Consider the following 25,807-nt stretch of genomic DNA (forward strand, 5'->3'; position numbering starts at 1 on the left):
CCCCGGTGATGGTCAGCAGTCCGAGCAGCAGGCTGCCGCTGACCGTGCCCGCCGTCGCGCGGCCCACGCACGGCACCCCCGGCATCCCCGGCACGGACGTGTACGAGGTGACCCAGCGGCGCGCCCTTGTGGAGATCCTGCCCGGCACCCGCACGGAGATCTGGTCGTACGACGGCACCTTCCCCGGTCCGACCTTCCGCGCCCGCTCCGGCCGCCCGGTCCGGCTCCGGATGACCAACACCCTGCCCACGCCCACCGCGACCCATCTGCACGGCGGAGTCACCCCGCCCGGCTCCGACGGCTACCCCACCGACCTGCTGCACCCGGCGGGGCACCGCGAGGACTCCGCGCACCCCATGCGGGGGATGGCGGGCACACACGGCGGAACCATGCCGGAGGGCGACTCCGTCACCGGCGCGCGCACGTACACGTACCCCCTTCGGCAGCGGGCCGCCACCCTCTGGTACCACGACCACCGCATGGACTTCAGCGGCCCGCAGGTCTGGCGCGGGCTCGCCGGGTTCTTCCTCGTGGACGACGACGAGGAGGACGCGCTGCCGCTGCCGAAGGGCGACCGCGACATCCCGCTGATGCTGTGCGACCGGTCCTTCGACGCCGACGGCGCCTTCCGCTACCCGTCGCTCGACCCCACCCTCACCCGCACCCCCGGCGTCCGGTCCGGCTACATGGACGGCGTGCTCGGCGACGTACAGCTGGTCAACGGCCGCCCCTGGCCGTACCTCGAAGTGAGCGCGGTCCGCTACCGGCTACGGCTGCTGAACGCCGCCAACGCGCGCCGCTACCGGCTGGCGCTCACCACCTCCGACGGCCGCCGCCTGCCCTTCGTCCAGGTCGGCAGCGACCAGGGTCTGCTGGCCCGCCCGCAGACCCTCCACACGCTCACCATGGCCCCGGCCGAGCGCTACGACGTCGTCCTCGACCTCTCCGGCTGCGCGCCGGGCACCACCGTCACCCTCGTCAACACCCTGGCGGACGGGGCGATGCGCGACGTCATGCGGTTCCACGTCACCAGCCGGGGGCGCGGCCGCGACGACAGCAGGATTCCCGCCCGCCTGTCCCGGCCGGAGACGCTGCGTCCGGAACAGGCCGTGACCACCCGGCACTTCGACTTCCGGCTCGGCTCGGACGACACCTGGACCGTCAACGGCCACCCCTTCGACCCGGCGCGCACCTGGGCGACACCACGCCTGGGCACCGTCGAACGATGGCGGCTGACCAGCGACTTCCACCACCCCGTCCATCTGCACCTGGCGCATTTCCAGGTGCTGTCCCGGGCCGGCGGGGCCCCCGACGCCGGCGACCGCGGCTGGAAGGACACGGTCGACCTGCGCCCGTACGAGGTCGTGGAGATCCTCGCGCGCTTCGACGGATACCGGGGGCGCTACATGCTCCACTGCCACAACCTCGAACACGAGGACATGGCGATGATGGCCAATTTCCGCGTGGTGTAAGGGAAAACGATCCGAAAGGACGTACGCAATGCCGAAGAAGCAGAGCACCACCGGCGGACCGACCGCGCGCCGCGCCGTGGGCGTGGCCCTGGCCGCCGGGTTCCTGACGCTGGCCGTGGCCGCACCGCAGCCCGCGCTGGCCCTGACCGCCGGACCGGCCACGACGACGGCGAGGACCGCGACGGCCGCGACCGTCCCCTCCCCGGTGGGCACCTGGTCGGTGACGACCCAGGAGTCCGACCACCCGGCCTCGACGGGCACCCTCTACTTCTACGCCGACCACACCCTGCGGCTGGAAGCGCACCCCGGCCCCGACGGCAAGCCGGTGTTCATCGGCACCGGCGAGTGGTGCGCCGGCTACGGCGGCACGCTCCACTACGAGTTCACCCACCCGCTGCCGGGCACGCGCACCGGTACGGCCTACGTCGAACTGGACGGCGTCCTCACCTCGTCGACCGCCTTCTCCGCCCACGGTCTGACGAACCGCGTCTACGACGACGGCGGCACCGAGACCGTGACCATCGACATGACGGGCACCAGGACCGCCTGACCGGCACCGCGAGGGGAGGCCGAGCGGCGCCGGAGCCGCTCGGCGCTCCTCGGACCACCCAAGCAGGCGAAGACTCCGGGGCGGTGCACGCCGGCGTGGTGCCGGACGTACACCGCCCCGGAGCGGGACGCGTCGGTGGGGGCGGCCGTTACTTCGGTTCGCCGGCGAAGAGCGAGGTGGACCAGACGTAGCCGAGCACCGCCAGTCCGAGGCACCAGGCGACGGCCAGCCACCCGTTGTGGCCGATCCCGGTGCCGAGCAGCAGTCCGCGCAGGGTCTCGATGGCCGGGGTGAACGGCTGGTACTCGGCGATCGGCTGGAACCAGCCCGGCATCGCGTCGACCGGCACGAACGCGCTGGACAGCAGCGGCAGCACCATCAGCGGCAGGGCGTTGTTGCTGGCCGCCTCGGCGTTCGGGCTGGACAGGCCCATGCCGACCGCGATCCAGGTGAGCGCCACGGAGACGAGCGCCAGCAGTCCGACGGCCAGCAGCCAGTCCAGGGCGGTGGCGTCCGGGGCCCGGAACCCGATGGCCACCGCGACGGCCCCCACGAGCACCACGCTCATCACGCACTGGATCACGCTGCCGACGACGTGCCCGACGAGCACCGACCCGCGGTGGATCGCCATCGTACGGAAGCGGGCCATGATGCCCTCGGTCATGTCCGTGGCCACGGAGACGGCGCTGCCGATCGTGGTGCTGCCGATGGTCATCAGCAGGATGCCCGGGACGAGATAGGCGAGGTACGCGGACCGGTCCGTCCCGCCGCCCGTGACGCCCGCACTCATCACGTCGCCGAAGATGTAGACGAAGAGCAGCAGCAGGACGACCGGCGAGAGCAGCAGGTTCAGCGTCATCGACGGGTAGCGGCGGGCGTGCAGCAGATTGCGGCGCAGCATCGTCGAGGAGTCGCGCACGGCCAGGGAGAGGGAGCTCATCGGACATCCTCCGTGGACAGGGCCGGCCCGGCGCCGGCGGTGAGGGCGAAGAACACGTCGTCGAGGTCGGGGGTGTGCACGGTCAGCTCGTCCGCCTCGACACCGGCGGCCTCCAGCCAGTCGAGCAGGGAGCGCAGTTCGCGCTGGCTGCCGTCACTGGGGACGCGCAGCGCCAGCGCCTCGTCGTCCGCCGTGGCCTCGCGCAGCGCGGAGGCGGCGGACCGGTACGCGGCCGGATCGGTGAAGCGCAGCCGCACGTGTCCGCCGGGGACGAGGCGCTTGAGCTGGTCGGCGGTGCCCTCGGCGGCGATCTTCCCGCCGTTGAGCACGGCGATGCGGTCGGCGAGCTGGTCGGCCTCCTCCAGGTACTGCGTGGTGAGGAAGACGGTGACGCCGTCCGCGACCAGCTCGCGGACGATCTGCCACATGGTGTGCCGGGAGCGTGGGTCGAGGCCGGTGGTCGGCTCGTCGAGGAAGATGATGCGCGGGGCGCCGACGAGGGTCATGGCGATGTCCAGCCGGCGCTTCATGCCGCCGGAGTAGCTCTGGGCGGGCTTCTTGGCGGCCTCGGCCAGTCCGAACCGCTCCAGCAGCTCGGCGGTGACCCGCCGCCCCTCGCGCTTGGACAGGTGGTGCAGATCCGCCATGAGGAGCATGTTCTCCTCGCCGGTGATCAGCCCGTCGACGGCGGAGAACTGCCCGGTGACCCCGATCGCGGCGCGTACGGCCTGGGGTTCGGCGGCGAGATCGTGGCCCGCGACCCGGGCCTGTCCGCCGTCGGCGGTGACGAGTGTGGACAGGATCTTCACGGTGGTGGTCTTGCCGGCGCCGTTCGGCCCGAGCAGCGCGAACACGGAGCCGGCGGGGATGTGCAGATCGATGCCGTCCAGGACGGTCTTGTCGCCGTAGGACTTGCGCAGGCCGACGGCGGAGATGGCGGCGACCTGCCGGCCCGTGCTGGACGTGGGCATGACAGACATGTCGATGGAGCCCTCCCGTTCAAGCGAGGAAGAAGTAGGGGAAGCGGAGGAAGCAGAGGAAGCGAGCGGGGAGGCCGGCGGGCCCGTTGCCTGTTGCCCCTGGCTCGTGGCCCGTGGCCCGTGGCCCGGTGCTCAGCTCCGGGCGCGGCGGATGTCGATGTTCCCGTAGCGGGTGCGGGCGCGGACCTGGACGGTCTCCTCGGCCGTGTCCGGGGCGCCGGAGACGGTGAGCGCGTTGCGCACCTGCCCCGCGCCGGAGCTGACGTCGAGCCAGGCGGCCGTGCCCTCGCGGATGCCGAGGTCGATGGCGCCGTAGGAGGTCTCCAACTGGACGGTGCCACGGGCCACGTCACCCACGCGCACGGTGCCGTGGGCGGTGGTGGCGGTGACCGAGTCCTCGGCGCGCCGCACCTCGATGTCGCCGTTGGCGTTGCTCACCCGCAGCGCGCCGGTCGCGACGTCGACGGTCGTGCCGCCGTGCGAGTTCTTCAGCACGGCCGGGCCGTCGAGGAGGCCGACGCGCACACTGCCGGTGCTGGTGCTGATCTCGGCCCGGCCCTCGACCCGGTCCACGGTGATGGAGCCGTGCGCGGCGGTCAGCTCCAGCGGGCCGGTCGCGTCCAGGCGGACGTCGCCGGACGAGGTCTTCACCCGCACCTCGCCGAGCCGGCCCTCGCCGAGCACCTGGGTCCAGGCCCCGGTCATGTCGACGCGGGAGCCCGCGGGCAGCTCGACCGTCACGTCCACGACGCCGGTGCGGCCGAACAGGTTGGACTTGGGCGTCCGGACGGTCAGCGCACTACTCGCGTAGGAGACCTCGGTCTGGTCGGCCGTCCGCACGTCCAGGTCCTTCTTCGGGTTGCGGGCCCGCACCTCCACCACGGTGTCGAGGCGGTCGCTCGCGGTGAACTGGATGGAACCGGCGTCCACCCGCGCGGTGACCGAGATCGGTTCGGGAGTGTCGAAAGAAGGCATGGCTGTCCCGTCCTCGTGAGTCTTGGGAACGTCCCCGCAGGTGGGACGTGGTGTGAGTGAAGTGGAGCGGGTGGGGCGGTGGTTAGCGCACCCAGCCCGTGAAGCGCTGTCCGACGGTCTGGCTCTTCTCCGCCGTCCGCGGCCGGGAGCCGCCGTCGACCGCGGCCGACACGGCCCGCACGAGCCATGCGTTGACCGACAGCCCCTCGCGACTCGCGGCCTCCTCGGCCCGGGCCTTGAGCTGGGCGGGCAGCCGCAGATTGACGCGGGCGGTGCCGCCCTCGTCCGCCTCGGCCGGCACCTTGAAGGCCTCGACGGGCGCGGCCGCCTCCGCATGACCCCCGGCCTCGACGGCCGGCAACGCCACCACGAATTCCGGGTCCAGCCCTCGCAGCCGCACGTCCACCGACCCCGGGGCGAGCTCCCGGGTGACTTCGTCCATGGCGGCGGACAGCACGTTCAGCATCGTCAGCCGGGCCGCCGACTCCAGCGGAGCGGTCAGCCTCTCGGCCAGCTCCCGCGCATCCTCCCCACCGGCTTCGGCGGCCACCGCGAGTTCGCGGCGGAGGGTTTCGACATAGGGCGTGAGGTCCATGACGCCATCATGGCACCACAGTGGCGCCATAAGCAACCCCATGGCGCCACGAGTGGGGCCACGGATGCTTCACGGATCGGATACCCGCAGGTCAGGCATAGCGCCAGGCGCCTAGGAGGCCGTGCCGATCGCCACCAATCCGCCTCACGGACCCGGACGACACTCCCGCTCAGCGCCAAGGTGACACCACTTGGCGCCACGGTGGCATCAAGCATGCGCGGGAAGAAGACCCGGCCCATGTCGGGTGGAGGAGCGGACCGTTCAGGAGTACCGGAAACTCCTCCGCGACCGCTCGCGTGATCAGTCCGCTTGAAGTTCCTCGATGACCTGCTCGGCCATGCGCTGTGCGGGCTCCAACCGAGGGTCCTCCGGGTGCGCGTACGGGCCAAGGATCTTCGAGCAGACGAACAGCGTCATCAGCTTGCCGTCCCGGCTCTCGAAGTCCCGCCGACGCTCCTGACGTACACGATCGGCCAGAGAAGGGACGGCGAGCGAGCTCGCCCACAGCGAGGCCGAGTCCAGTGCCTGTGGGGCGTTCCCCCAGTCCTCCCAGTCGAAGAGGCTGAACACCGGCGCCGTGACGTTGGCCCAGTTCAGGTCGGCGTGGGCGGGCACCCAGCGCTGGACGGTCGTGTCGAAGCCGCCGGGAAAGACAGCCCGAATGGCCTCGGTGACCGACGTCTGGGTGATGGTCTCGGTGTCCGGTGTGGCGACCCGCCTTGTCCGGTGCGCTGCCAGCGCGTGCAGCGAGGCGTTCAACCCGTCCCACCACTCGTCCGAGAGCTCCGGGGCCTCACTCAAAATGGCGTTCCCGACCGGAGCGGCGGGCAGAAGGTCGGTTTCGTCGGCCCGCCACATCACCTGTTCGTTCGTGTCCCGCCAGACCACGCGTCCCCACCACGTCGGCTGGGCTACGCCGTCCAAGCGGCCGGCGCGCTCCGCGCCGTTCCATCCCAAATCGGTGATCTTGTCGAGCAGGCGTCGCTCGATGCGGACCCAGGTCTCGCGGTCGGTCCGTGCCCCTACGGACCTACGCTTGCGCACCACCGTTTCCGGTAGGAAGCGCACCTGCAGAGACCGGGCCACACGATCCAGAATCTCGGCAACTGGCTGCGCACGCAGGTCGACAGTCTGACTCGTGGAGACCGAGAGCGTCATACGCGCGACCGTAGCAACGGGCAGCGCGAGGTAGCCCCATCACAAAACGCCAGGCTGAGGCAATTCGTTGCTACGGAATCGCGATGGCGCAGCCGCTAGGAGCCCCGCCTGGGCTCCGCGCCACGGAACAGGCGCCGGACCGTTCTGGGGGCAGCCCGACCCAAGATCCACTCCCAGGTTTCGCCCATACGATCTCCGGAAACCACTCAGGGGCCCGATCCGCGATGCGGATCAGGCCCCTGATCTGGTACTACGGCGTCGGGGTGGCGGCATTTGAACCCACGACCTCTTCGTCCCGAATGAGGTTCGGTTGGTGAGCTTGCCAGCCTCGATGGAGTATCCGCAGGCCAGACGGGTGGGCTCGGTTGGTGTCGCGGGGCCTGGAAGGGGCTCGGAGAGCTGGCTGGCTCCCGGATGGCTCCCATCGCGTGCGTCCGAAGGGCTCTGCGCGCCTACGCGCTGCCTGTTCGCCCCGGGCTTCTGCGAACACTCGACGGGCACCATGACGCACGCAAGGTCACATGACACTTCCTTTACCCGTCTGTCCTATGGTCGGAGCCGCATCAGCGAACGGGGGAGGCGACAGCGATGGGCGACGGCAAGGTGCCCGGCAAGGTACTGGACATCAAGACCGCTGACATCAAGGCTGCGGCACCGGCTTTCCACCAAGGGGCCATCGACCTGAGCAAGGCGCTGACCACACTGATCCAGACATTGGACGGCCTCGGTGAGCCCTGGGGCCACGACGAGCAGGGCGACAAGTTCGGCAATGTCTACAAGCCGCAGCAGAAGAAGATCGAAAGCGCGGCGGGCATCCTGGTGCTCGGTCTGACGAGCATTCACGAGGCCATGGTGGACCTGTCGGACGGGCACGTGGACAACGACCAGCTCATCGCAGGCATGTTCACGGAAGTGAAGACCCCCCAGCAGAGCGACGGTGCCGGTGAGCGTTGAGGACAAAGCCCGCCACATCCTTCTCAAGCTGGGCCTGTGGTGGCCGGAAGCCGACTCCGGCAAGCTGCGTGACGCGGCGAAAGCCTGGCGCACCTTCGCGAATGCCGTGGACGACGTCCGCTCCCCCGTGCACCGCAGCGCGTCCTCGATCATCCACCACAACACGGGTGAGTCGATCGAGGCGTTCGAGAAGTTCTGGGGCCGCTACGCCAAGGACCAGGACGGTGGCTGGCTGAGCGATCTCGCGAAATCCTCGCGGGAGATGGCCAAGGCGCTGGAGAAGTTCGCCGACGCCATCGACGACGCGATCAACAAGCTCTGGACGCGCATCGGCATTGACGCGGCCGTGATCGCGGGCGGGGTGGCGCTTGCCTTCTTCACCGCGGGCCTCGCTTCGGGGGCTGCCGTCGCGGCGGCCGACGCGGTCATCGAGTTCGGCGCCACGATGGGCATCGCCGTCACTACGACGGTGGCCGAGATCACCGCGGGCACCCTCGTCGCCGCCGCGTTCGGCGGGGTCGAATCGGTCGCGGTCGACCTAGCGGTGGCCCAGCCGCTGAAGATGGCGACGGGTATGCAGCACGGCTTCAGCCTGGATGAGGTCAACCAGTCCGCCAAGGACGGCATGATCTTCGGCGGCGCGCTGGGAGCGGGCGGCGGCCTGCTGAAGGCGAGCATGGAAGGCGGCCTTGCCGATACCACCCCACTGCTGCTGCGCCCGCCGTCGCTCCGCCCCGACCTGGTAGAGCTGGGCCCGGCCGCCCGCAACACCGAGCGCACCCCCTGCGTGGGCGAGCCGATCGACGTGGCGACCGGCGCCATGCTGATGACACAGACGGACCTGACCCTGCCGGGCAGTCTGCCGCTGGAGTTCACCCGCACCCACCTCTCCTCCTACCGGGGAGGAGTCTGCTTCGGCCCGACCTGGGTCTCCGCCCTGGACGAGTGCCTCCAGATCGACGGAGAGGGCGTCGTCTTCGCGGCAGCCGACGGTATGCGCCTGGTGTACCCGGTACCGGAACCCGGTGTGCCCACGATGCCGGTGAAGGGTCCGCGCTGGCCGCTGGAGTGGGACGGCAAGCCGGACGGCGCGATGAGGGTAACCGACCCGGCGACCGGTGTGACGCGCACTTTCGCCGCCCCCGTCCCCTCCCCGACCTTCGGCGTCTTCCACCTGGCGCTGGACTCCTGGAGCGACCGCAACGGCAACCGCGTCGACATCGAACGTGACGACGACGGCATCCCCTTCGGTATCCGCCACTCAGGCGGCTACTACCTCGCCGTCGACACCCAGGGCCCCCGCGTCACCGCCCTGCGCCTGCTGGACGAGCCGCCCTCCCGCTACCACCCGTCCCCCGCGCCCGACGAGGGCACGGTCGTCATGCGCTACGGCTACGACACCGCCGGCAACCTCACCGAGGTCATCAACTCCAGCGGCGAGCCCCTGCGCTTCGCCTACGACGCCGAGGGCCGCGTCACCCGCTGGACCGACCGCAACGGCACCTGGTTCTCGTACGTCTACGACGACCGCGGCCGGGTGACCCGCACCGAGGGTGTCGACGGCATCCTGTCCGGGACACTGACGTACGACGACAGCGCCCGCACCACCACGTACACCGATTCTCAGGGCCACGTCTCGACCCACCGGTACAACGCCGACGGCCTGGTAGTGGAGGAGACGGACCCACTCGGGCATGTCACCCGTACGGAGTGGGACGAGTACGGAGCCCGGCCGGTCACCGTGACAGACCCGCTGGGACACACCACGCGGTACACGTACGACGACACGGGCAACCTCACCGCCCTCACCCTCCCCGACGGCTCGCTGGCCCACGCTTCCTACAACGCACTCGGCTTGCCGACCGAGGTGATCGAGCCGGGTGGCGCGGTCTGGCACCACATGTACGACGAGCGGGGCAACCTGCTCGGCACCGTGGATCCGACCGGCGCCGAGACCCGGTACGCGAATGACGCTGGAGGCCGCCCAACCACCATCACCAATGCCCTCGGTCATACCCGCACGGTGGTCTACAACGCGGCGGGTCTGCCTCTCACCCTCACGGACGAATTGGGTCATACGACAATAATCCGTCGCGATGTGTTCGGGCGGGTGATCGAGGTAACCGACCCGCTGGGCAACACCACCCGTCTGGGCTGGACGACGGAAGGGAAACCGTCCTGGCGCGAGCAGCCCGACGGCGGCCGCGAGTCGTGGATCTGGGACGCCGAGGGCAACCTGCTCGGTTACACCGACGCGGCAGGCAACACGACCCGGCACACCGCGACTCACTTCGACGTCCCCGCCACGCGGACCGATCCGGACGGCTCCCCTTACCTGTTCTCGTACGACACGGAATTGCGGCTGACACGCGTCACCAACCCGCAAGGCCGGACATGGTCGTACACCTACGACGAGGCCGGACGTCTGGTCGCCGAGACGGACTTCAACGGACGTACGCTGACGTACGGGTACGACGCGGCGAGCCGGCTGATCTCGCGCACGAACGGGGCCGGGGAGACGTGCGGTCTGACCCGGGACGCGGCGGGCCGCGTCGTGGAGCAGCGCACGGGTGTCAGTGAGACGACGACCTTCGAGTACGGAGCGGACGGACTGCTTGCCCGGGCGGTCAACCGAGACGCCGAGGTGATTTTCGTCAGGGACGCTCTCGGGCGCATTCTCAGTGAATCGGTCGACGACCGCGTCACGAGTTACGCCTACGATCCCTTGGGCCGCTGTGTTCGCCGTGAAACTCCCTCTGGACTGGTTTCGCGGTGGGCCTACGACGCCGCAGGGCGGCCCTCGGAACTTCGTTCGGACGCGGGAACCCTGACCTTCGCCCACGATGCCGCCGGACACGAGACCGACCGCCAGGTCGGCCCCGATGTCGTGCTGACCCAGACCTGGGACGCAGCTGGCCGCCTGACTCTCCAGTCCCTCACCGCGGGTCCCGCCGATGCGCAGGTCCTGCTTCAGCACCGCCTCTACGCCTACCGCAGTGACGGCTATCAGACGGAGATCCGCGAGCTCACTACGGGCACCCGCCGCTTCGACCTGGACCCGATGGGCCGCGTCACGCGGGTACGCGCCCATGGCTGGGCCGAGACATACGCCTACGATCAGGCAGGCAACCTCGTGCAGGCGACGGCACCCGGTCACTGCTGTGCCGGTGAGCGTGTCTTCGATGGCTCTCTCCTCCGCCGTGCAGGTGGTGACACCTACCAGCACGACGCTCAGGGACGTCTGGTCCGTAAAATCCGCAAGCTGCTCAACGGTCAGACCCGGACCTGGACATACACCTGGACCACCGAGGATCGCTTGATCGAGGTCGGTACGCCGGACGGCGAACGGTGGAGGTACACGTACGACCCGCTCGGACGCCGCCTGTGCAAATACCGCCTGATGCAAGACGGGACGCAGGCGGATCGCACCGACTTCTCCTGGGACGACACGAGGCTGGCGGAACAGAGGGGCGCGGACGGCAGGGTGACCACCTGGGATTACGAACCCGGCACACACCGGCCGATCGCCCAGACCGATCACTGGTGGTCTGCCATCGGACGCGACGCCTCATTCCTCGCCCGGCTGGCAGAGGAGTCGGCACCCGGTCACGCGTCCGTGTTCCAGACAGTCATCACAGATGCCGTCGGCACGCCCACCGAATTGGTCACCGCAGAGGGCGAGACGACATGGCAGAGTCGTACCACTCTGTGGGGAACCTTCCTTGCCGGACCGGCGGAGTCATCTTCCGCCGACTGCCCGCTGCGGTTCCCGGGGCAGTACGCCGACACGGAAACCGGTCTGCACTACAACTACTTCCGTTACTACGACCCCGAGACAGCCTGTTACCTCAGCCAGGACCCCTTGGGCCTGAAGCCGGGCCCCAATCCCTCGGCGTACATCCGCCACCCCGGGACCTGGTCGGACCCGCTGGGGCTGTACGGCTGTGAGCTGACGGACCTCGGGGACGGCTGGTACCGCTCGCCGGAAGGACTCGACTACGGTCCCAACGCGGCCGAGGGACACCGCATCATCCACGTCATGCAGCACACGCGGGAGAACCCCGCAAAGCCCGCTCACGGAGTTTTCGACACGGGCAACCAGGGCGTGCTGGAATCGGTTGACGAAGCATGGAGCCGACGCGCCATGGCGGTCTCGGTCAACCCGCAGGGGGCCCGTACCACCTACATCATCCCCATGGGACGACAGGTGGGTTACAACCCCGGAGAGGACTATATTTCGATCACTGTCGAACACGGCAATGAAGTGATCACGGCCTTCCCGAGGAGCTGGAACTGATGGACAAGGTTGCCTGCGCGCACTGTGGCCAGGACTGGGTGCGCTGTTACGAGCGCAAGGACACGGGCCAGAAGTTCCTGCTCTGCCCTGAGTGCGAGTCCGTCTGGGACCTGGGGGACGACCTCAATGAGGACACGGACATGTATCTGAGCGAGTACGTGCTCACCACGGGGAATGCATGGGAGCTCATCACCCCGTGCACATGAGAAAGCGGGGCGGAGTCATGTCGCAATGGCCCGTAGTGGCGCAGGAGGAATACCGCTCGGGCGCGCTAACGGTGTCAGCGCGGACGCCGTAGACGGCTGATTGGATGCCAGGGCCGAAGCACTCGCGCCACGGAGGGGCGCCCCGGACGTCCCAGCAAGGTGCTCAGCCTGCGCGGTATCCGCCACCGCATCGCCCGCAAGGGTGTCGAGTCCTCGCAGCGGCTGGGCCGGCATCGGTGGGTGGTGGAGAGAACCGTGTCCTGGCTGGCCGGCTGCCGCCGTCTCCACCGCCGCAATGAACGCAAGGCCGAACACTTCCTCGCCTTCGTCGGCCTGGCCGCAGCCTTCGTCAGCTACTGCCGATTGGCAGCTCTCCCCACGGCCTGAGCCGGTTCTGCTGTAGGTCGAAGCAGACCAGCCCCCGCGAACACCATTATCGGCGGCGGTAACAGGGGGCAGCCCTTCAGGCGAAAGATGAAGAATCGGCGCGCTGGTTATTCGAGAAATGGAGTTGTGAAGCCCCAAGAAGACTTGTCCCGCAATGATCAGACAGAGCGGCGTCGCAGACGGTTGCCGACCGGTTGCGGAGTCAGTCCAGGCCGGTTGCCCATGCCGTCAGCGCGGCGAAATCGTCGATGGCAAGGCCGCATCGCGGGTCGACTCGACGCAGTAGGGCGGGACCGTCGTGGTGCTTCTTCACCCACGTACGATCCGCCTCTGTGATCTCGTCGTCGATCCAGGCGAACGCACGGCCTTCCGCCCACGTGACGACCTCGGGCGTCTTCCAGAACACACCGTCCCCGGGCTCGGGACGAGGCGAGGGCCAGGCGATGAAGGGCAGCTCGGGCAATCCGAGGACGGGCGCGACGAAGGTGTTGGCTTCTTCCTCCCACGTTGTCGCCCACACCAGGTCGAAAGGAAGCGCATCCAGCGCCGGGCCGTGATCCGGGTTGAGCCACACCCGCAGCGGCTTCACGGGCTTGTTCGGCAGCCCCCACTCAGTCAGCCGGCGTCGCTCGGCAGCCTCCCACCGAGGGGTCAGCAGGCGGTGCGTCTGATAGCCCTCCGGCCGACGGTGCGGCTTCGCGGCATACGGGTTCAGCGGTCCGTCCACATCCACCAGCAGCACTGGACACACCAGCTCGTCCCCCTTGGTTCCGCATCGCACCGTACCGGCCGGTGACGGGACCACCGAGCGATTTTCTGACCGGTACTGACTCCGTAACTCCAGGCTCCGGGGTGCTGGACGATCTCAACATGGCAGCAGTGATCACGGCGTCGCAGCCGTCCTGGATAGCCCCATTTTCGGGGCTGAGCCCGCGCTGCTTCGACAAGCTGGTGACCGCCCTGCGCCGTGAGGGAGCCGGACGCTGTCCGCCGAGGCCGGCCGTGGTGCCCGCCCCCGGGAGATCGTGTTCTGCTGGTTGCGGCGTATTGGCGCACGAACCTGACGCTGCGCCAGCTCGCGCCGCTGTTCGGAATCTCGAAGTCTGCGGCCGACCGCATCATCAACCGCCTCGCACCGTTGCTCGCGCTGCGGCCGCGCCGACGGTTCCGCAAGGGCACCGTGCTCATCGTGGACGGCACCTTGGTCCCCACGCGGGATCATGCGGTGGCCGAGCAATCGAAGAACTACCGGTACTCCAGAAACCACCAGGTCGTCATCGACGCCGATACACGGCTGGTCATCGCGGTTGGCCAGCCCCTGCCCGGCAATCGCAACGACTGCAGGGCGTGGGAGTCGTCCGGTGCGAAGGCCACCGTCGGCAACACTACGGTGATCGCTGACGGAGGCCGCGGCACTGGCCTGTTGATCCCGTAGCGCCGCGAACCCGGCCAGGCCGAACTCCCGGCCCGGAAAGAGGAGCACAATCGCTCACACCGCAAGGTCCGAGCCCGCGTCGAGCACGTCTTCGCCCGCATGAAGAGCTGGAAGATCCTCCGCGACTGCCGCTTGAAGGAAGACGGCGTTCATCACGCCATGCTTGGCATAGCCCGCCTGCACAACCTCGCGCTCGCCGGATAGGCCGGTCCGAGGTGGCCATCCCCGATGCTGACCGTGTCCACTCAGTTGATCATTGCGGGACAAGTCTTACTTAGCCCTTCGCAGACCATCATTTCCCTGGCGTCGGTGGAGTGTGAACAACACGCGGCGCACGCGAGGGGCGAGGGGCGAGGGCGCGTGCGTGGTCGTGGAAACGCGCTGAGTGATGACCTGCCACGTGTCGTGATCTCCAGGGGCGGTTGAGGTGGGCCGGCATGGCATTCCCAGCCGATCGCGAGGCTGGATTCGCGAACGCGCAGGTCCGAGTGCCCTCAGCTGCCGCACTTGAGAGGTCGTTCGCTTTCCGAATGCCGTGTGCGGATTCCGCTGGTCAGGCATGAGATTGCGACTGTGGCGGGAGTCTCGACTTGTTGCTGATCGAGTCGGCGTGGGGGTGGCGGATGCCGTCGATGCGGGCGGTCCTGGAAACACGGCGAAAGGCTGCTGCCGTGCGGGTGGAGGAGCTCGAAGCCGAACTGGAGCGGTTGCGGGCGGACTTGGTGGATGCCGAGGAGGTTCTCCGGCTTCGGACGATCGGCCTCGAGCAGTATCTGGAAGCGCTCGCCGAGGAGGAACAGCCGGCCGAGACGGTCGTTGGCCCGAGGAAGCCGGTGGGCCCGCGCCGTGCGGTGCCGCATCGCCAGAACGCAGCCGGGGTCGAAGACCTGTCGGTGGACTACCAGGCGGTGATGGCGGCCGCGGCCGAGGCCGGGAGCGACGGGCTGGGTGCCCGGCGGGTGGCCGTGGTACTCGGCTGGGACAGTGCCTCGGCCTCACGCGTCGAGGGCGCGAGAGCACGGTTGAAGAGGCTGGTGGAGACGAAGCCCGGGAGGTTCACCCTGCCGGCAGAACAACGCACTGATGAGGCTGTGCGGCCAGGCGGCGGTTCATGAGGGCGATCATCGACCAGCGGATGACGGCTTCGCTCGTGTCGGTGCGTCGTTCGTAGTTCCGGACCAGGCGTCGGCTGCGCAGGAGCCAGGCGAAGGACCGTTCGACGACCCAGCGGCGGGGCAGTGGCTGGAAGCCGCGGACGTCCTCGCTGCGGCGGACGATGTCGAGGACGAGCCCGAGATGCTGGCTTGTCCAGTCGGTGAGGTGGCCGGTGTAGCCGCCATCGGCCCAGACCCGCGCCAGCCGCCGGAAGCGGCCGGCCGCCGCTGGCAAAAGGGACCGGGCGCCGTCCCGGTCGGTCACGGATGCCGGTGTGACCAGCACGGCCAGGAGAAGTCCGAGCGTTCGGTGAGCAGGTGCCGCTTGCGTCCGTTGATCTTCTTGCCCGCGTCGAAGCCCCGTGAGTCGAAGGTGAGGGTGGCGTCCGCCTTCACCGACTGCGAGTCCACGACCCCCGCGCTCGGCTCGGCGCTGCGGCCTTCACCAGCGCGGACGGCTTCCCGCAGCCGGTCGTGCAGCTCGGTTACCAGTCCCGTGTCCCGCCAGCGGGCGAAGAAGGCAGAGACGCGCGGCCAGGGTGGGAAGTCCGCGGGCATCGCCCGCCACTTGATGCCGTTGTCGACGAGATAGCGCACTGCGTCGATCATCTGCCGGTGGCAGTAGCCCTCCGGACGCCCGCCGCGGCCCGAAAGCCAGCCCGGAACCGGTAGCAGGTCCCTCACCACGGCCCACTCGGCATCGCTCATGTCCGAGCCGTACCGGGGCCGACGCTGCGGCCGGTCGACCGCGTTCCCGAACCTGTGGGCGAGGCAGCCACACCCACGAGTGGACGAACTGGACTCGGCGACCACGACCACGCGACACTTCGACAACAGGGCCTCTTGCTTCTCGCTGGACTCGACATCCGCGAGCTACCAAGAGGCCCTTCCTTCATGCACTCACTCACCCCGGAAAATTCACCCGAACCAGGCTCCCGTTCGAGGAGCGGATAGAGAACAGGCAGTGAGACGGCCACACCAGTCACCCCCTGGGAGACCTCGACCAAGATCTTCTCTCAAATTTCTCCCAAGCGGTCCCGGAAACCACTCAGGGGCCCGACCCGCTAAGCGGATCAGGCCCCTGACCTGGTACTACGGCGTCGGGGTGGCGGGATTTGAACCCACGACCTCTTCGTCCCGAACGAAGCGCGCTGCCAAGCTGCGCTACACCCCGGTGTCGCTGCTTCTCGCGGCGACGACGTTTACTTTAGCCCACTGGGGGCTGTAGACGAAATCCGGTTCAGAGGCGGTGGCGGGTCGGGGAGGGGCGGGTGTGGTCCAGGGCCACCAGGAGGACCGCCAGGGCGTAGATCGCGAGGCCCAGGAGGAGGGCGTTCGCCAGGGTGCCGCGGTAGCCGTGGGCCGTCACGTCCAGGAAGGGATAGAGGTGGCGGGACGGGTCGGACGGTGGGAGGAGCGCGGCCCGGATGAAGGTGAAGGCCAGGTAGGCCAAGGGGTACAGGAGCCAGGTCGCGGCCTGGCGTAGGCGCAGGCGGGCCGCGGGTGTGAGCAGGAGCCAGTCCAGTACGGCCGCCGCCGGGACCAGTACGTGGAGTATCTGGAGCGCCGTCCACTGGGCGTGCCAGCGTTCCGGGGCCGTCGTCGCGCCGGTCATGGAGAACGGCGGCGTCGTGTGGGCCAGGAGCAGGTGGTAGACCAGGGCGCCGGTCACGACGTAGAGGAGCGCGGCGCCGGTCAGCGCCGGCGGGAGGGGGCGGCGGGCCCGCCAGGCCCTCGTCGCCGACAGGAACGTGATCACGGCCAGCAGGGCGGTGGCCTGGACGCTGAAGTAGCTCAGCATGCGGGCCGGGCTGCCCAGCAGCAGTTCCAGCGCGACCCCGGCCGCCGCCGCCACGGCGATCAGCACACGGAACACCGCGGCCGAGGGGCGGCGTACCGGGGCCACCACCGCCGTGGCCGGGACCGGGGCGGGCAGCAGCACGGGCGGGCCCGGCACCGCGGGCAGGTCCGGGATGTCCCTGGGTATCGGGGCGGTCATGCCCTCACGCTAGGAGCGGGGGAGGGGGGCGGCCAGACGGGTTGGGCCGGGTGGGTTACGGGACGGCGAGCCTCACCTGCGTCCCGGCCTCGCCTCCGTCCCGGCCTCTTCGGCACGCCGGTCTCCGCCCCGTCACCCCTTCTCCACCAGCGTCAGCAGCGTCGCCTCCGGCGGGCAGGCGAAGCGGACCGGGGTGTAGCGGTTGGTGCCGCAGCCGGCCGAGACGTGGAGGTAGGACGTGCGGCCCTCCGCCGTGTGCGTGGACAGGCCCTTCACGCGGTCCGTGTCCAGGTCGCAGTTGGTGACCAGGGCGCCGTAGAACGGGATGCACAGCTGGCCGCCGTGGGTGTGGCCGGCCAGGATCAGGGGGTAGTCGTCCGCCGTGAACGCGTCCAGGACCCGCAGGTACGGCGCGTGGACCACGCCCATCGAGAAGTCGTACGTCCCCGAGGGCCCGCCGGCCACCCGGGCGTAGCGGTCCCGCTTGATGTGCGGGTCGTCCAGGCCGGTCAGTTCGATGGAGACGCCCTCGACCTTGAGGACCCCCCGTGTGTTGGTCAGGTTCAGCCAGCCCGCCGCGTCGAAGCCGTCCCGCAGGTCCTCCCACGGGTTGTGGACCGCGCCCACCGCCGGCGGGTTGCCGTTCAGCCCGTGGCGTCCGCTCGTCTTCTCCAGCAGGTAGCGGGCGGGGTTGCGTAGCTTGGGGCCGTAGTAGTCGTTGGAGCCGAAGACGTACGCGCCCGGGAACTCCATCAGCGGGCCCAGCGCGTCGAGCACCTCCGGGACGCCCTCGGGGTCCGACAGGTTGTCCCCGGTGTTGATCACGAAGTCGGGACGCAGCCCGGCCAGCGACTGCAGCCAGCGCTGCTTCTTGCGCTGGCCGCCGACCATGTGGATGTCGGAGACCTGGAGCACACGCAGCGGGCGCATGCCCGGGGGCAGGACGGGGACGGTGACCCGTCGGAGGCGGAAGGAACGGGCCTCGAAGCCCGCCGCATAGACCAGGCCGGCCGTGCCGGCCGCCACGATTCCCAGGGGGATTCCGTATCGCGCGCGCATCTGTCCATCGTGTCAGACGCGTTGGTCACGGTGAGACCGGCCGCCCGGTAAATCGGCGGGCGTGCCGGGCGGTGCACCTGCGACAATCGGGCCATGACCACCACGCTCAAGTCGAAGCTGCAGGACGACCTCAACGCCGCGATCAAGGGGCGCGACGAGCTCCGCTCCTCGACGCTCCGGCTGACCCTCGCCGCGATCACCCAGGAGGAGGTCGCGGGCAAGGCGAAGCGGGAGCTGTCCGACGACGAGGTCCTGAAGGTGATCACTCGCGAGGCGAAGAAGCGCCGTGAGGCGGCCGAGGCCTTCGCGCAGGGCGGTCGTGCCGAGCAGGCCGAGCGGGAGAAGGCGGAGGGCGAGGTGCTCGCCGAGTACCTGCCCAAGCAGCTGTCCGACGAGGAGCTGGACGTGATCGTCGCCCAGGCGGTGGCCGAGGCGAAGGCGGCCGGTGCCGAGGGGCCGCGGGCCATGGGCGCCGTCATGAAGATCGTGAACCCGAAGGTGGCCGGTCGGGCCGAGGGCGGCCGGGTCGCCGCTTCGGTGAGGAAGCTCCTCGAGAGCTGACCCCCCCCGGGCAGGCCTCTCGAGCCGCCCTCCGCCCTCCGTCTGTAGAGCGTCTATCCGTCAAATCCGTCTATGCGGCGTCTATACGGCGTCGTCGTCCCCACGACGTCCATACGACCGCGGGCCGCACCCCTTCCCAGAGGTGCGGCCCCGCTCGTCCGGCGACGTTCATCCGGCCTCGTTCATCCGGCCCCGCTGATCCGTCCCGAACACGATCAGCCGGACCCGGCCCCCTGAAACCACCGGCTAATGCCGCCGGCCCCCGTGGCCGTTGCCGTTGTTCCCGGCGTTGCCGCCGTTCCCACCGATTCCACCGTCGCCCTGCCCCTGGATGACGTTCCCGGGGAGGGAGAAGGTCGGCGTCGGGAAGGAGCCGCCGAGAGCGCCCGCGGTGGGGCCGCCGTCAGCGGTGCCGCCGTTCGTCAGGCCGCCGATCAGTCCCCCGGTCACCGGTCCCGTCGTGTCCCCGTTGTGGTCGTCCGTCGCCCCCCGGTCGCCTTTTCCCTGGTCGTCCTCGTCGTGGCCGTCGTCGGGAAGGTCGACCAGATGGAAGTCCGGGGCGGGCCTGCCCTCCAGCGCGCCGGACATCATGTCGCGCCAGATCGGGCCCGGGACCTCGCCGCCGTAGACCTTGTCGTGCGGGACGCCGCCGATCGTGATGTTGGTCATCTTGCGCTTGTGCTGCGGGTCGCCGACCCAGACCGCGCCCGCCATGTTCGGGGTGTAGCCGACGAACCAGGCCGCGAAGCGCTCGTCCGTCGTACCCGTCTTGCCCGCGCTCGGGCGGCTGCCGAGGCCGGCCTCCTGGCCCGTGCCGTCCTCGACCACACCCTTGAGGAGCGTGCTGATCGTGTCCGCGGTGTTCTCCGACATCGCCCGTGAGCAGGTCGACTTCGGCACCGGGAGGGACTTCTGCTCGCTGCCGACCTTCTGGGTGACCGACTCGATGGCGACCGGGGTGCAGTACATGCCGCGCGAGGCGAAGGCGGCGTACGCGCTCGCCATCGTCAGCGGGGACATCTCCTGCGTGCCGAGCGCGATGGAGGGCGCCTGGACGATCTTGCGGCCGTCCGCGCGCGCCACGCCCATCTTCTTGGCCATGTCGATGACCGGGCAGATGCCGATGTCGCCGATCAGCTGCACGTAGTAGGTGTTGACGGACTTCGCGGTGGCCTCCGCCATGCCGTACGGGCCGCGCTCGGAGTCGTTCTCGTTCTTCAGCTTCTCCGGGTGCCTCGGGTCGTTGCGCCACACCTTGCCGTCGCACGCGGCCACCGGGCTCGGGTACGCCATCTCGTACGGCGACGAGTACTCCTGCGCCGGGGACTTGCCGCCCTCGACGGCCGCCGCGGCGACGATCGGCTTGAACGTGGAGCCGGGCTGGTAGCCGGCTCCGCCGCCCATGTCCTGGTTCACGGACAGGTTGATCGTCGTCTCGCCGTTGTTGACGTTGACGCCGTACGGGCGGGACTGCCCCATGGCGAGGATTTTGCCGGTGCCGGGCTCGACGATGGTCGCGGCGGTCGCCACGGCGTCGCTGCGGTAGACGTGGTCCTTGACGGAGTCCTGCACGGACTCCTGCGCCTGGGGGTCGAGCGTCGTACGGACCGTCAGGCCGCCCCGGTTCCAGAGCTTGGCCCGCGCCTCCTTCGTCTTGCCGAAGACCGGGTCGGTGAGGATGACCTGGCGGACGTAGTCACAGAAGAAGCCGGCGCCCCTGACCGAGGTGATGCAGCCGTTCTTGGGGCGGCTGGTGTGCAGGTCGAGCGGTGTCCGCTTCGCCTGGTCGGCCTCCTGCTGGGAGATGTCGCCCAGCTCCGCCATCCGCTGGAGCACGATGTTGCGCCGCTTGGTGGCCTCGGCCTCGTCGTTGACCGGGTCGTACCGGCTCGGGGACTGGACGATGCCGGCCAGCAGCGCCGACTCCGGGAGGCTGAGGTCCTTGGCGTGCTTGGAGAAATAGCGCTGCGAGGCGGCCTCGACGCCGTAGGCCTGCTCCCCGAAGAACGTGATGTTCAGGTAGTTCTCGAGGATCTTCTTCTTGCCGAGCTTGTCCTCGATCTGGATGGCGTACTTCAGCTCGCGGATCTTGCGGCCCAGGGTCTGCTGGGTGGCCTCGGCGACCTTCGTCGGGTCGTCGCCGGCCTCCTCGATGAAGTAGTTCTTCACCAGCTGCTGGGTGAGTGTGGAGGCGCCCTGGGCGACGCCGCCCTCCTGCGCGTTCTTGTTCACGGCGCGCAGCACACCCTTGAGGTCGACGGCACCGTGCTTGTAGAAGCGCGAGTCCTCGATCGCGACGATCGCCTTCTGCATGTACGGCGAGATGTCCTTGAGGTCCACCACCGTACGGTCGCGGGAGTAGACGGTCGCGATCTGCTTGCCCTGGCTGTCCAGGATGGTGGTGCGCTGGCTCAGCTGGGGGCTCTTCAAGTTGGCCGGGATCTCGTCGAAGCCCTGGACCGAGCCCTTGGCCGCGAGGCCCAGCGCTCCGGCCGCGGGCAGCGCGATGCCCGCCATGACGGCTCCGGCGAGCACACTGACACCGAGGAACTTGGCGGCCTGCTGCATGGGCGACAGACCACCGCCCGAGCGCTTCTTTGGCATGGGGGCAGCCTAATCCGTACTGTTGAGCGTTCCGAGGGAGCGACCGCTTCTCGGGATGTTCCGAGTGCCGATCGTGACGTACCCGCCGAGGGCTCGCCCGGGTGCCGGCCTCCGTCACGGCCCCGCAAAGAGGGGATGCCCGCGTTCCCATTCGCCGGACACGCGCGCAGGCGTTGGCCTAAGCTGCTCTCGACTGTCACAACCGTGCGGTCGCCCATTCCTGCGTCCGGCTCTCCCGAATCGCTCCGGACACGGCCGGGAATTCCCGGGAACCGGCCCCTTTTTCCCGCTGGGAACGGGCCTCGCGCCCGCCCCGGGTGCTGGCCGGCACCCGGTGTGGCCCACCGCGACTGCCCCGGTTTGCCGGGTTGATCACGCATGTCGCCAGCTCACTCCCGCGGGTGATCTGCCGCTTACCCATAGTCCGTTCGGGCCATTCAAGATTGGGCCCGAAGGGGGTGTTGCACTGTCCCCACCTTCCGTAACGTCCTCAACTGGCGGCGGTGAATATGCCGCTGCCGCCGTGGGGGAGCCTCGATTCGGGAGAGGACGGCGCCGGTATGGGCTGGGTAACCGACTGGAGTGCGCAGGCCGCCTGCCGCACTACCGATCCGGATGAACTGTTCGTTCAGGGAGCAGCGCAGAACAGGGCCAAGGCGGTGTGCACCGGATGCCCGGTACGCACCGAGTGTCTGGCCGACGCGCTGGACAACCGCGTGGAGTTCGGCGTGTGGGGAGGCATGACGGAGCGCGAGCGCCGTGCGCTGCTGCGCCGGCGGCCCACCGTGACCTCCTGGCGCAGACTCCTGGAAACCGCCCGCTCGGAGTACGAGCGGGGAGCGGGGATCGTATCCCTCGACAACGACGAGGTGTACGAGAACTACGCCGCGGTGAGCTGAGGGCTTCCCCGCTCAGGCTCACCACGTCAAGGCCCGGGTCGCCGCGGAGGCCGGTACGGCTGTTCGTACGACCGGGAGTACTGCGGCTGCGGTGTCCGCGGCCGCGAGTGCGCCGCTCGCACACCCTTGCGCGCCCACTGCACACTCCTCGTGCGCCCACACGCGCCGGTATGCGCCGCCGTACGCGTGCCCTCTCACGCGACGTGGGCCGTTTGTGTGCAGGTCCGCGCGACGAGAGCCGTGATGTAAGCCGTGGTGCGGTGCCTATATGTGCTCCGTCCGTTCAGGTCGTCGGGCCGCCAGCCGGTCTCCGATGTCGCGCAGGCCCGTGAGGTCGTGGACATCACCGGGCAGCGCGGGCACCTCGACCACCGCCACCTCGGGGTGCCGCGCGGCGAAGCGGTCGCGCGTGCGCCGCTCGCGGACGAGCAGCCGCATGCGCTCGGCGTGCAGCCTCAGCAGGCCCGCGGTGAGCCGGTCGACCGAGCGCTCCGTGTCGGCGGGGGAGCCTTCCTCGGGAGCAGGGGCTGCGGTCTCCGGTGCGGAAGATTGTGAACTGCCTTGCGTGTCGGGAGAGTTACGAAGTCCAGCTTTCCCGTCCCCCTGATCCACAATGCGGGGGTCCTCAAGATTTTCCGCGGCCGCGAGCGCCCGCTCGGCCGACAGTCCGCCGGCCCCGCTGCCGTGGACGCGGTTCAGCACCAGGCCCGCCAGCGGCATGCTCTCCGCGGCCAGCCGCTCCACGAAGTACGCGGCCTCGCGCAGCGCGTCCCGCTCCGGGGCCGCCACCACCAGGAACGCCGTACCGGGCGCCTGGAGAAGCTTGTAGGTGGCGTCCGCGCGGGTGCGGAAGCCGCCGAAGGTGGTGTCCATCGCGGCCACGAACGTCTGCACGTCCTTCAGCAGCTGACCGCCCAGCAGCTTGCCGAGCGTGCCCGTCATCATCGACATGCCGACGTTGAGGAAGGCCATCCCGGCCCGGCCGCCGAGCTTCGCCGGAGCCGTCAGCAGGCGGATGAGCCGGCCGTCGAGGAAGGAGCCGAGCCGCTTGGGCGCGTCCAGGAAGTCCAGCGCCGAGCGGGACGGCGGGGTGTCGACCACGATCAGGTCCCACTCGTCCCGCGCCCGCAGCTGGCCCAGCTTCTCCATCGCCATGTACTCCTGCGTGCCCGCGAAGCCCGCCGAGAGCGACTGGTAGAAGGGGTTCGCCAGGATCGCGGCGGCCCGGGCCGGGTCCGCGTGCGCCTCCACGACCTCGTCGAAGGTGCGCTTCATGTCGAGCATCATGGCGTGCAGCTCGCCGTCGCCCTCGGTGCCCTTCACCCTGCGGGGCACGTTGTCGAGGGAGTCGATCCCCATCGACTGGGCCAGCCGCTTGGCCGGGTCGATGGTCAGCACCACCACCTTGCGGCCCCGCTCGGCGGCCCGGAGTCCGAGCGCCGCCGCGGTCGTCGTCTTGCCGACCCCGCCCGAGCCGCAGCACACCACGATCCGGGTCCTGGGATCGTCCAGCAGCGGGTCCACGTCCAGCACGCGCGCGGAGGAGAGGCGGCGGGCCTGCTCGGGCTCCGGTGCCGTCTCGGACGCCTCGGCCGGGTCCGTACTCATGACAACCCCTGCTTCCGCAGCTCGGTGGCGAGTTCGTACAGGCCCGCCAGGTCCATGCCCTCGGCGAGCAGCGGGAGTTCGTGCAGCGGCAGGCCCAGCTCGGTGAGGACCGCGCGCTGCTCCTGCTCCAGCGTGTACCGCTCGGCGTACTCCGCGGCCTGCTCCAGCAGCGGGTCCACCAGTTTCTCGGCGTTCCCGCCGCGCCGGGCCCCGCCCAGGCCGGCCGCCGAGAGCGCCTGTGCGACCGAGGAACGCTCCACGGTCCGTACGAGTTCCAGGTCGGCCGCGTCCAGCACCTGCGGGCGGACCATGTTCACGATGACCCGGCCCACCGGCAACCGGGCCGCGCGGAGTTCGGCGATGCCATCGGCGGTCTCCTGGACCGGCATCTCCTCCAGCAGCGTCACCAGGTGCACCGCCGTCTGCGGCGACTTCAGCACCCTCATCACGGCCTGCGCCTGATTGTGTATCGGGCCGATCTTCGCCAGGCCCGCCACCTCGTCGTTCACGTTCAGGAAGCGGGTGACGCGGCCGGTCGGCGGGGCGTCCATGACCACGTAGTCGTACGCGAACCGCCCCGAGCGGTCCTTGCGGCGCACCGCCTCGCACGCCTTGCCGGTCAGCAGGACGTCCCTGAGGCCGGGTGCGATGGTGGTGGCGAAGTCGATCGCGCCGAGCTTCTTCAGGGCCCGGCCGGCGCCCCCGAGCTTGTAGAACATCTGGAGGTAGTCCAGGAGGGCCAGTTCGGGGTCGATGGCGAGGGCGTACACCTCCCCGCCGCCCGGAGCGACCGCGATCTTCCGCTCCTCATAGGGCAACGCCTCCGTCTCGAAGAGTTGTGCGATGCCCTGCCGGCCCTCGACCTCCACGAGAAGCGTCCGCTTCCCCTCGGTCGCGAGGGCCAGCGCGAGGGCGGCGGCGACCGTCGTCTTTCCGGTCCCGCCCTTGCCGCTGACGACCTGGAGCCTGCTCACGTCTTCGAGACTAACCAGTCCGGCCGACGGTCACGCGCGAGGCTGTGGATAACGCAGGTCACCGTCCCCGTGGCCACAGCGGCTACAGTCGGCCCATGACCAAGTGGGAATACGCAACCGTGCCGCTGCTCGTCCACGCCACGAAGCAGATCCTGGACAACTGGGGCGAGGACGGCTGGGAACTCGTCCAGGTCGTGCCCGGACCGAACCCGGAGCAGCTGGTGGCCTACCTGAAGCGGGAGAAGCAGGCGTGAGCGCGGTCGAGGCCAGGCTGGCCGAGCTGGGCCTGACCCTGCCGGAGGTGGTGCCGCCGCTGGCCGCCTACCAGCCGGCCGTGCGGTCCGGGGCGTACGTGTACACCGCCGGGCAGCTGCCGATGGTGGAGGGCAAGCTGCCGGTCACCGGCAAGGTGGGCGCCGAGGTCACGCCGGAGGAGGCCAAGGGGCTGGCCCGCACCTGCGCGCTGAACGCGCTGGCCGCCGTGAAGTCCGTCGTCGGCGACCTGGACCGCGTCGCGCGCGTGGTGAAGGTCGTCGGCTTCGTCGCCTCGGCGTCCGACTTCACCGGGCAGCCCGGTGTCGTCAACGGCGCCAGCGAACTGCTCGGCGAGGTCCTGGGCGAGAAGGGCGTGCACGCCCGCAGCGCGGTCGGCGTCGCGGTGCTGCCGCTGGACGCGCCGGTCGAGGTCGAGATCCAGGTGGAGCTGGCCGAGTAGACCACCGCCCTCCCCGCCGGCCCCGGGCACCTCTCGAACAATCGCCCGGTACGGGATAGCCTCCGGCCATGGCGAACGGTCAGTGGTATCCCCCGGAGTGGCCGGACCGCATCCGCGCGCTCGCGGACGGATCGCTCACCCCGGTGGCCCCCAGGCGCGCGGCCACGGTGCTGCTCCTCAAGGACACCCCGGACGGCCCCGTCGTCCACATGCTGCGCAGACGCGCCTCCATGGCCTTCGCCGGAGGCGCGTACGCGTATCCCGGAGGCGGTGTCGACCCACGCG

The 25,807-nt window shown here is 69.7% G+C and carries 23 protein-coding genes, 1 tRNA gene and 3 pseudogenes; 13 read left to right on the top strand and 14 right to left on the bottom strand.

Annotated features, from left to right (window positions below; translation table 11 throughout):
- A partial coding sequence (locus H5J33_RS01665; protein WP_181792991.1) for a multicopper oxidase family protein occupies positions 1 to 1,472 on the top strand: 1,472 nt, incomplete at its 5' end.
- Between the two features lie 28 nt (positions 1,473 to 1,500).
- Positions 1,501 to 2,022, top strand: coding sequence for a hypothetical protein (locus tag H5J33_RS01670; protein WP_181792992.1), 522 nt, complete (start codon positions 1,501 to 1,503; stop codon positions 2,020 to 2,022).
- Between the two features lie 148 nt (positions 2,023 to 2,170).
- On the opposite strand, the gene H5J33_RS01675 is transcribed toward H5J33_RS01670, so the two are convergent.
- From H5J33_RS01675 to H5J33_RS01695, 5 genes are all read right to left on the bottom strand, one after another.
- Positions 2,171 to 2,962: an ABC transporter permease gene (locus tag H5J33_RS01675; RefSeq protein ID WP_181792993.1), complete on the bottom strand. Its 792-nt coding sequence runs from the start codon at positions 2,960 to 2,962 to the stop codon at positions 2,171 to 2,173.
- Complete coding sequence (locus H5J33_RS01680; RefSeq protein WP_258564813.1) at positions 2,959 to 3,933, bottom strand: ATP-binding cassette domain-containing protein; 975 nt, start codon at positions 3,931 to 3,933, stop codon at positions 2,959 to 2,961. The genes H5J33_RS01675 and H5J33_RS01680 overlap by 4 nt, the downstream gene beginning before the upstream one ends.
- A 141-nt stretch (positions 3,934 to 4,074) precedes the next feature.
- On the bottom strand, positions 4,075 to 4,917 hold the full coding sequence (locus H5J33_RS01685; protein ID WP_181792995.1) for a DUF4097 family beta strand repeat-containing protein: 843 nt from the start codon (positions 4,915 to 4,917) through the stop codon (positions 4,075 to 4,077).
- A gap of 82 nt (positions 4,918 to 4,999) precedes the next feature.
- Complete coding sequence (locus tag H5J33_RS01690; protein ID WP_181792996.1) at positions 5,000 to 5,512, bottom strand: toxin-antitoxin system HicB family antitoxin; 513 nt, start codon at positions 5,510 to 5,512, stop codon at positions 5,000 to 5,002.
- Between the two features lie 300 nt (positions 5,513 to 5,812).
- Positions 5,813 to 6,670: a hypothetical protein gene (locus H5J33_RS01695; RefSeq protein WP_181792997.1), complete on the bottom strand. Its 858-nt coding sequence runs from the start codon at positions 6,668 to 6,670 to the stop codon at positions 5,813 to 5,815.
- A 588-nt stretch (positions 6,671 to 7,258) separates the two neighbouring features.
- Here H5J33_RS01695 and H5J33_RS01700 point away from each other — a divergent pair.
- The 4 genes and pseudogenes from H5J33_RS01700 to H5J33_RS01715 form a co-directional block, all read left to right on the top strand.
- Complete coding sequence (locus H5J33_RS01700; RefSeq protein ID WP_181792998.1) at positions 7,259 to 7,624, top strand: hypothetical protein; 366 nt, start codon at positions 7,259 to 7,261, stop codon at positions 7,622 to 7,624.
- A complete protein-coding gene (locus H5J33_RS01705; RefSeq protein WP_181792999.1) occupies positions 7,614 to 11,921 on the top strand; it encodes a DUF6531 domain-containing protein in 4,308 nt (1,435 codons plus the stop codon). Before H5J33_RS01700 ends, H5J33_RS01705 begins: the two co-directional genes overlap by 11 nt.
- Positions 11,921 to 12,127 (top strand): hypothetical protein, encoded by a 207-nt coding sequence (locus H5J33_RS01710; RefSeq protein WP_181793000.1) that lies wholly within the window; start codon positions 11,921 to 11,923, stop codon positions 12,125 to 12,127. Before H5J33_RS01705 ends, H5J33_RS01710 begins: the two co-directional genes overlap by 1 nt.
- 186 nt (positions 12,128 to 12,313) lie before the next feature.
- Positions 12,314 to 12,514: pseudogene (locus tag H5J33_RS01715) on the top strand (transposase); the annotation flags it as partial.
- Positions 12,515 to 12,716: 202 nt separating this feature from the next.
- On the opposite strand, the gene H5J33_RS01720 reads toward H5J33_RS01715, so the two are convergent.
- Complete coding sequence (locus H5J33_RS01720; RefSeq protein WP_399552742.1) at positions 12,717 to 13,256, bottom strand: hypothetical protein; 540 nt, start codon at positions 13,254 to 13,256, stop codon at positions 12,717 to 12,719.
- Between the two features lie 128 nt (positions 13,257 to 13,384).
- On the opposite strand from H5J33_RS01720, the pseudogene H5J33_RS01725 reads away from it, so the two are divergent.
- Both H5J33_RS01725 and H5J33_RS01730 read left to right on the top strand, forming a co-directional pair.
- Positions 13,385 to 14,153, top strand: a pseudogene (locus tag H5J33_RS01725) (transposase).
- A gap of 428 nt (positions 14,154 to 14,581) precedes the next feature.
- On the top strand, positions 14,582 to 15,064 hold the full coding sequence (locus H5J33_RS01730; protein ID WP_181793009.1) for a hypothetical protein: 483 nt from the start codon (positions 14,582 to 14,584) through the stop codon (positions 15,062 to 15,064).
- Here H5J33_RS01730 and H5J33_RS38580 read toward each other — a convergent pair.
- The 5 genes from H5J33_RS38580 to H5J33_RS01750 form a co-directional block, all read right to left on the bottom strand.
- Entirely contained in the window at positions 15,006 to 15,368 is a 363-nt protein-coding gene (locus H5J33_RS38580; RefSeq protein ID WP_399552743.1) for a transposase, read from the bottom strand. The genes H5J33_RS01730 and H5J33_RS38580 overlap by 59 nt on opposite strands.
- Complete coding sequence (locus tag H5J33_RS38585) at positions 15,365 to 15,811, bottom strand: transposase (protein WP_399552744.1); 447 nt, start codon at positions 15,809 to 15,811, stop codon at positions 15,365 to 15,367. Before H5J33_RS38585 ends, H5J33_RS38580 begins: the two co-directional genes overlap by 4 nt.
- Positions 15,812 to 16,203: 392 nt before the next feature.
- Positions 16,204 to 16,277, bottom strand: a tRNA-Pro gene (locus H5J33_RS01740).
- 66 nt (positions 16,278 to 16,343) lie between these two features.
- Entirely contained in the window at positions 16,344 to 17,102 is a 759-nt protein-coding gene (locus H5J33_RS01745) for a Pr6Pr family membrane protein (protein WP_181793001.1), read from the bottom strand.
- A gap of 132 nt (positions 17,103 to 17,234) precedes the next feature.
- A complete protein-coding gene (locus H5J33_RS01750) occupies positions 17,235 to 18,161 on the bottom strand; it encodes a metallophosphoesterase (protein ID WP_181793002.1) in 927 nt (308 codons plus the stop codon).
- A 93-nt stretch (positions 18,162 to 18,254) separates the two neighbouring features.
- Here H5J33_RS01750 and H5J33_RS01755 point away from each other — a divergent pair, with 93 nt between their 5' ends.
- Positions 18,255 to 18,722, top strand: a complete 468-nt coding sequence (locus H5J33_RS01755; protein ID WP_181793003.1) for a GatB/YqeY domain-containing protein — start codon at positions 18,255 to 18,257, stop codon at positions 18,720 to 18,722.
- Between the two features lie 246 nt (positions 18,723 to 18,968).
- On the opposite strand, the gene H5J33_RS01760 is transcribed toward H5J33_RS01755, so the two are convergent.
- Positions 18,969 to 21,326, bottom strand: coding sequence for a transglycosylase domain-containing protein (locus H5J33_RS01760; protein ID WP_181793004.1), 2,358 nt, complete (start codon positions 21,324 to 21,326; stop codon positions 18,969 to 18,971).
- Positions 21,327 to 21,886: 560 nt separating this feature from the next.
- Here H5J33_RS01760 and wblA point away from each other — a divergent pair.
- On the top strand, positions 21,887 to 22,225 hold the full coding sequence (gene wblA, locus H5J33_RS01765) for a transcriptional regulator WblA (protein WP_030606400.1): 339 nt from the start codon (positions 21,887 to 21,889) through the stop codon (positions 22,223 to 22,225).
- Between the two features lie 264 nt (positions 22,226 to 22,489).
- On the opposite strand, the gene H5J33_RS01770 is transcribed toward wblA, so the two are convergent.
- A complete protein-coding gene (locus H5J33_RS01770) occupies positions 22,490 to 23,833 on the bottom strand; it encodes an ArsA family ATPase (protein ID WP_181793005.1) in 1,344 nt (447 codons plus the stop codon).
- A complete protein-coding gene (locus tag H5J33_RS01775) occupies positions 23,830 to 24,807 on the bottom strand; it encodes an ArsA-related P-loop ATPase (protein WP_181793006.1) in 978 nt (325 codons plus the stop codon). Before H5J33_RS01775 ends, H5J33_RS01770 begins: the two co-directional genes overlap by 4 nt.
- A gap of 95 nt (positions 24,808 to 24,902) precedes the next feature.
- On the opposite strand from H5J33_RS01775, the gene H5J33_RS01780 reads away from it, so the two are divergent.
- From H5J33_RS01780 to H5J33_RS01790, 3 genes and pseudogenes are all read left to right on the top strand, one after another.
- Entirely contained in the window at positions 24,903 to 25,061 is a 159-nt protein-coding gene (locus tag H5J33_RS01780) for a DUF4177 domain-containing protein (protein WP_086024262.1), read from the top strand.
- A complete protein-coding gene (locus tag H5J33_RS01785) occupies positions 25,058 to 25,522 on the top strand; it encodes a RidA family protein (RefSeq protein ID WP_181793007.1) in 465 nt (154 codons plus the stop codon). Before H5J33_RS01780 ends, H5J33_RS01785 begins: the two co-directional genes overlap by 4 nt.
- Positions 25,523 to 25,590: 68 nt before the next feature.
- Positions 25,591 to 25,807 (top strand): annotated as a pseudogene (locus H5J33_RS01790) (NUDIX hydrolase); the annotation flags it as partial.

It is taken from the genome of Streptomyces sp. WELS2, from assembly GCF_013870595.1.
GTDB lineage: Bacteria > Actinomycetota > Actinomycetes > Streptomycetales > Streptomycetaceae > Streptomyces.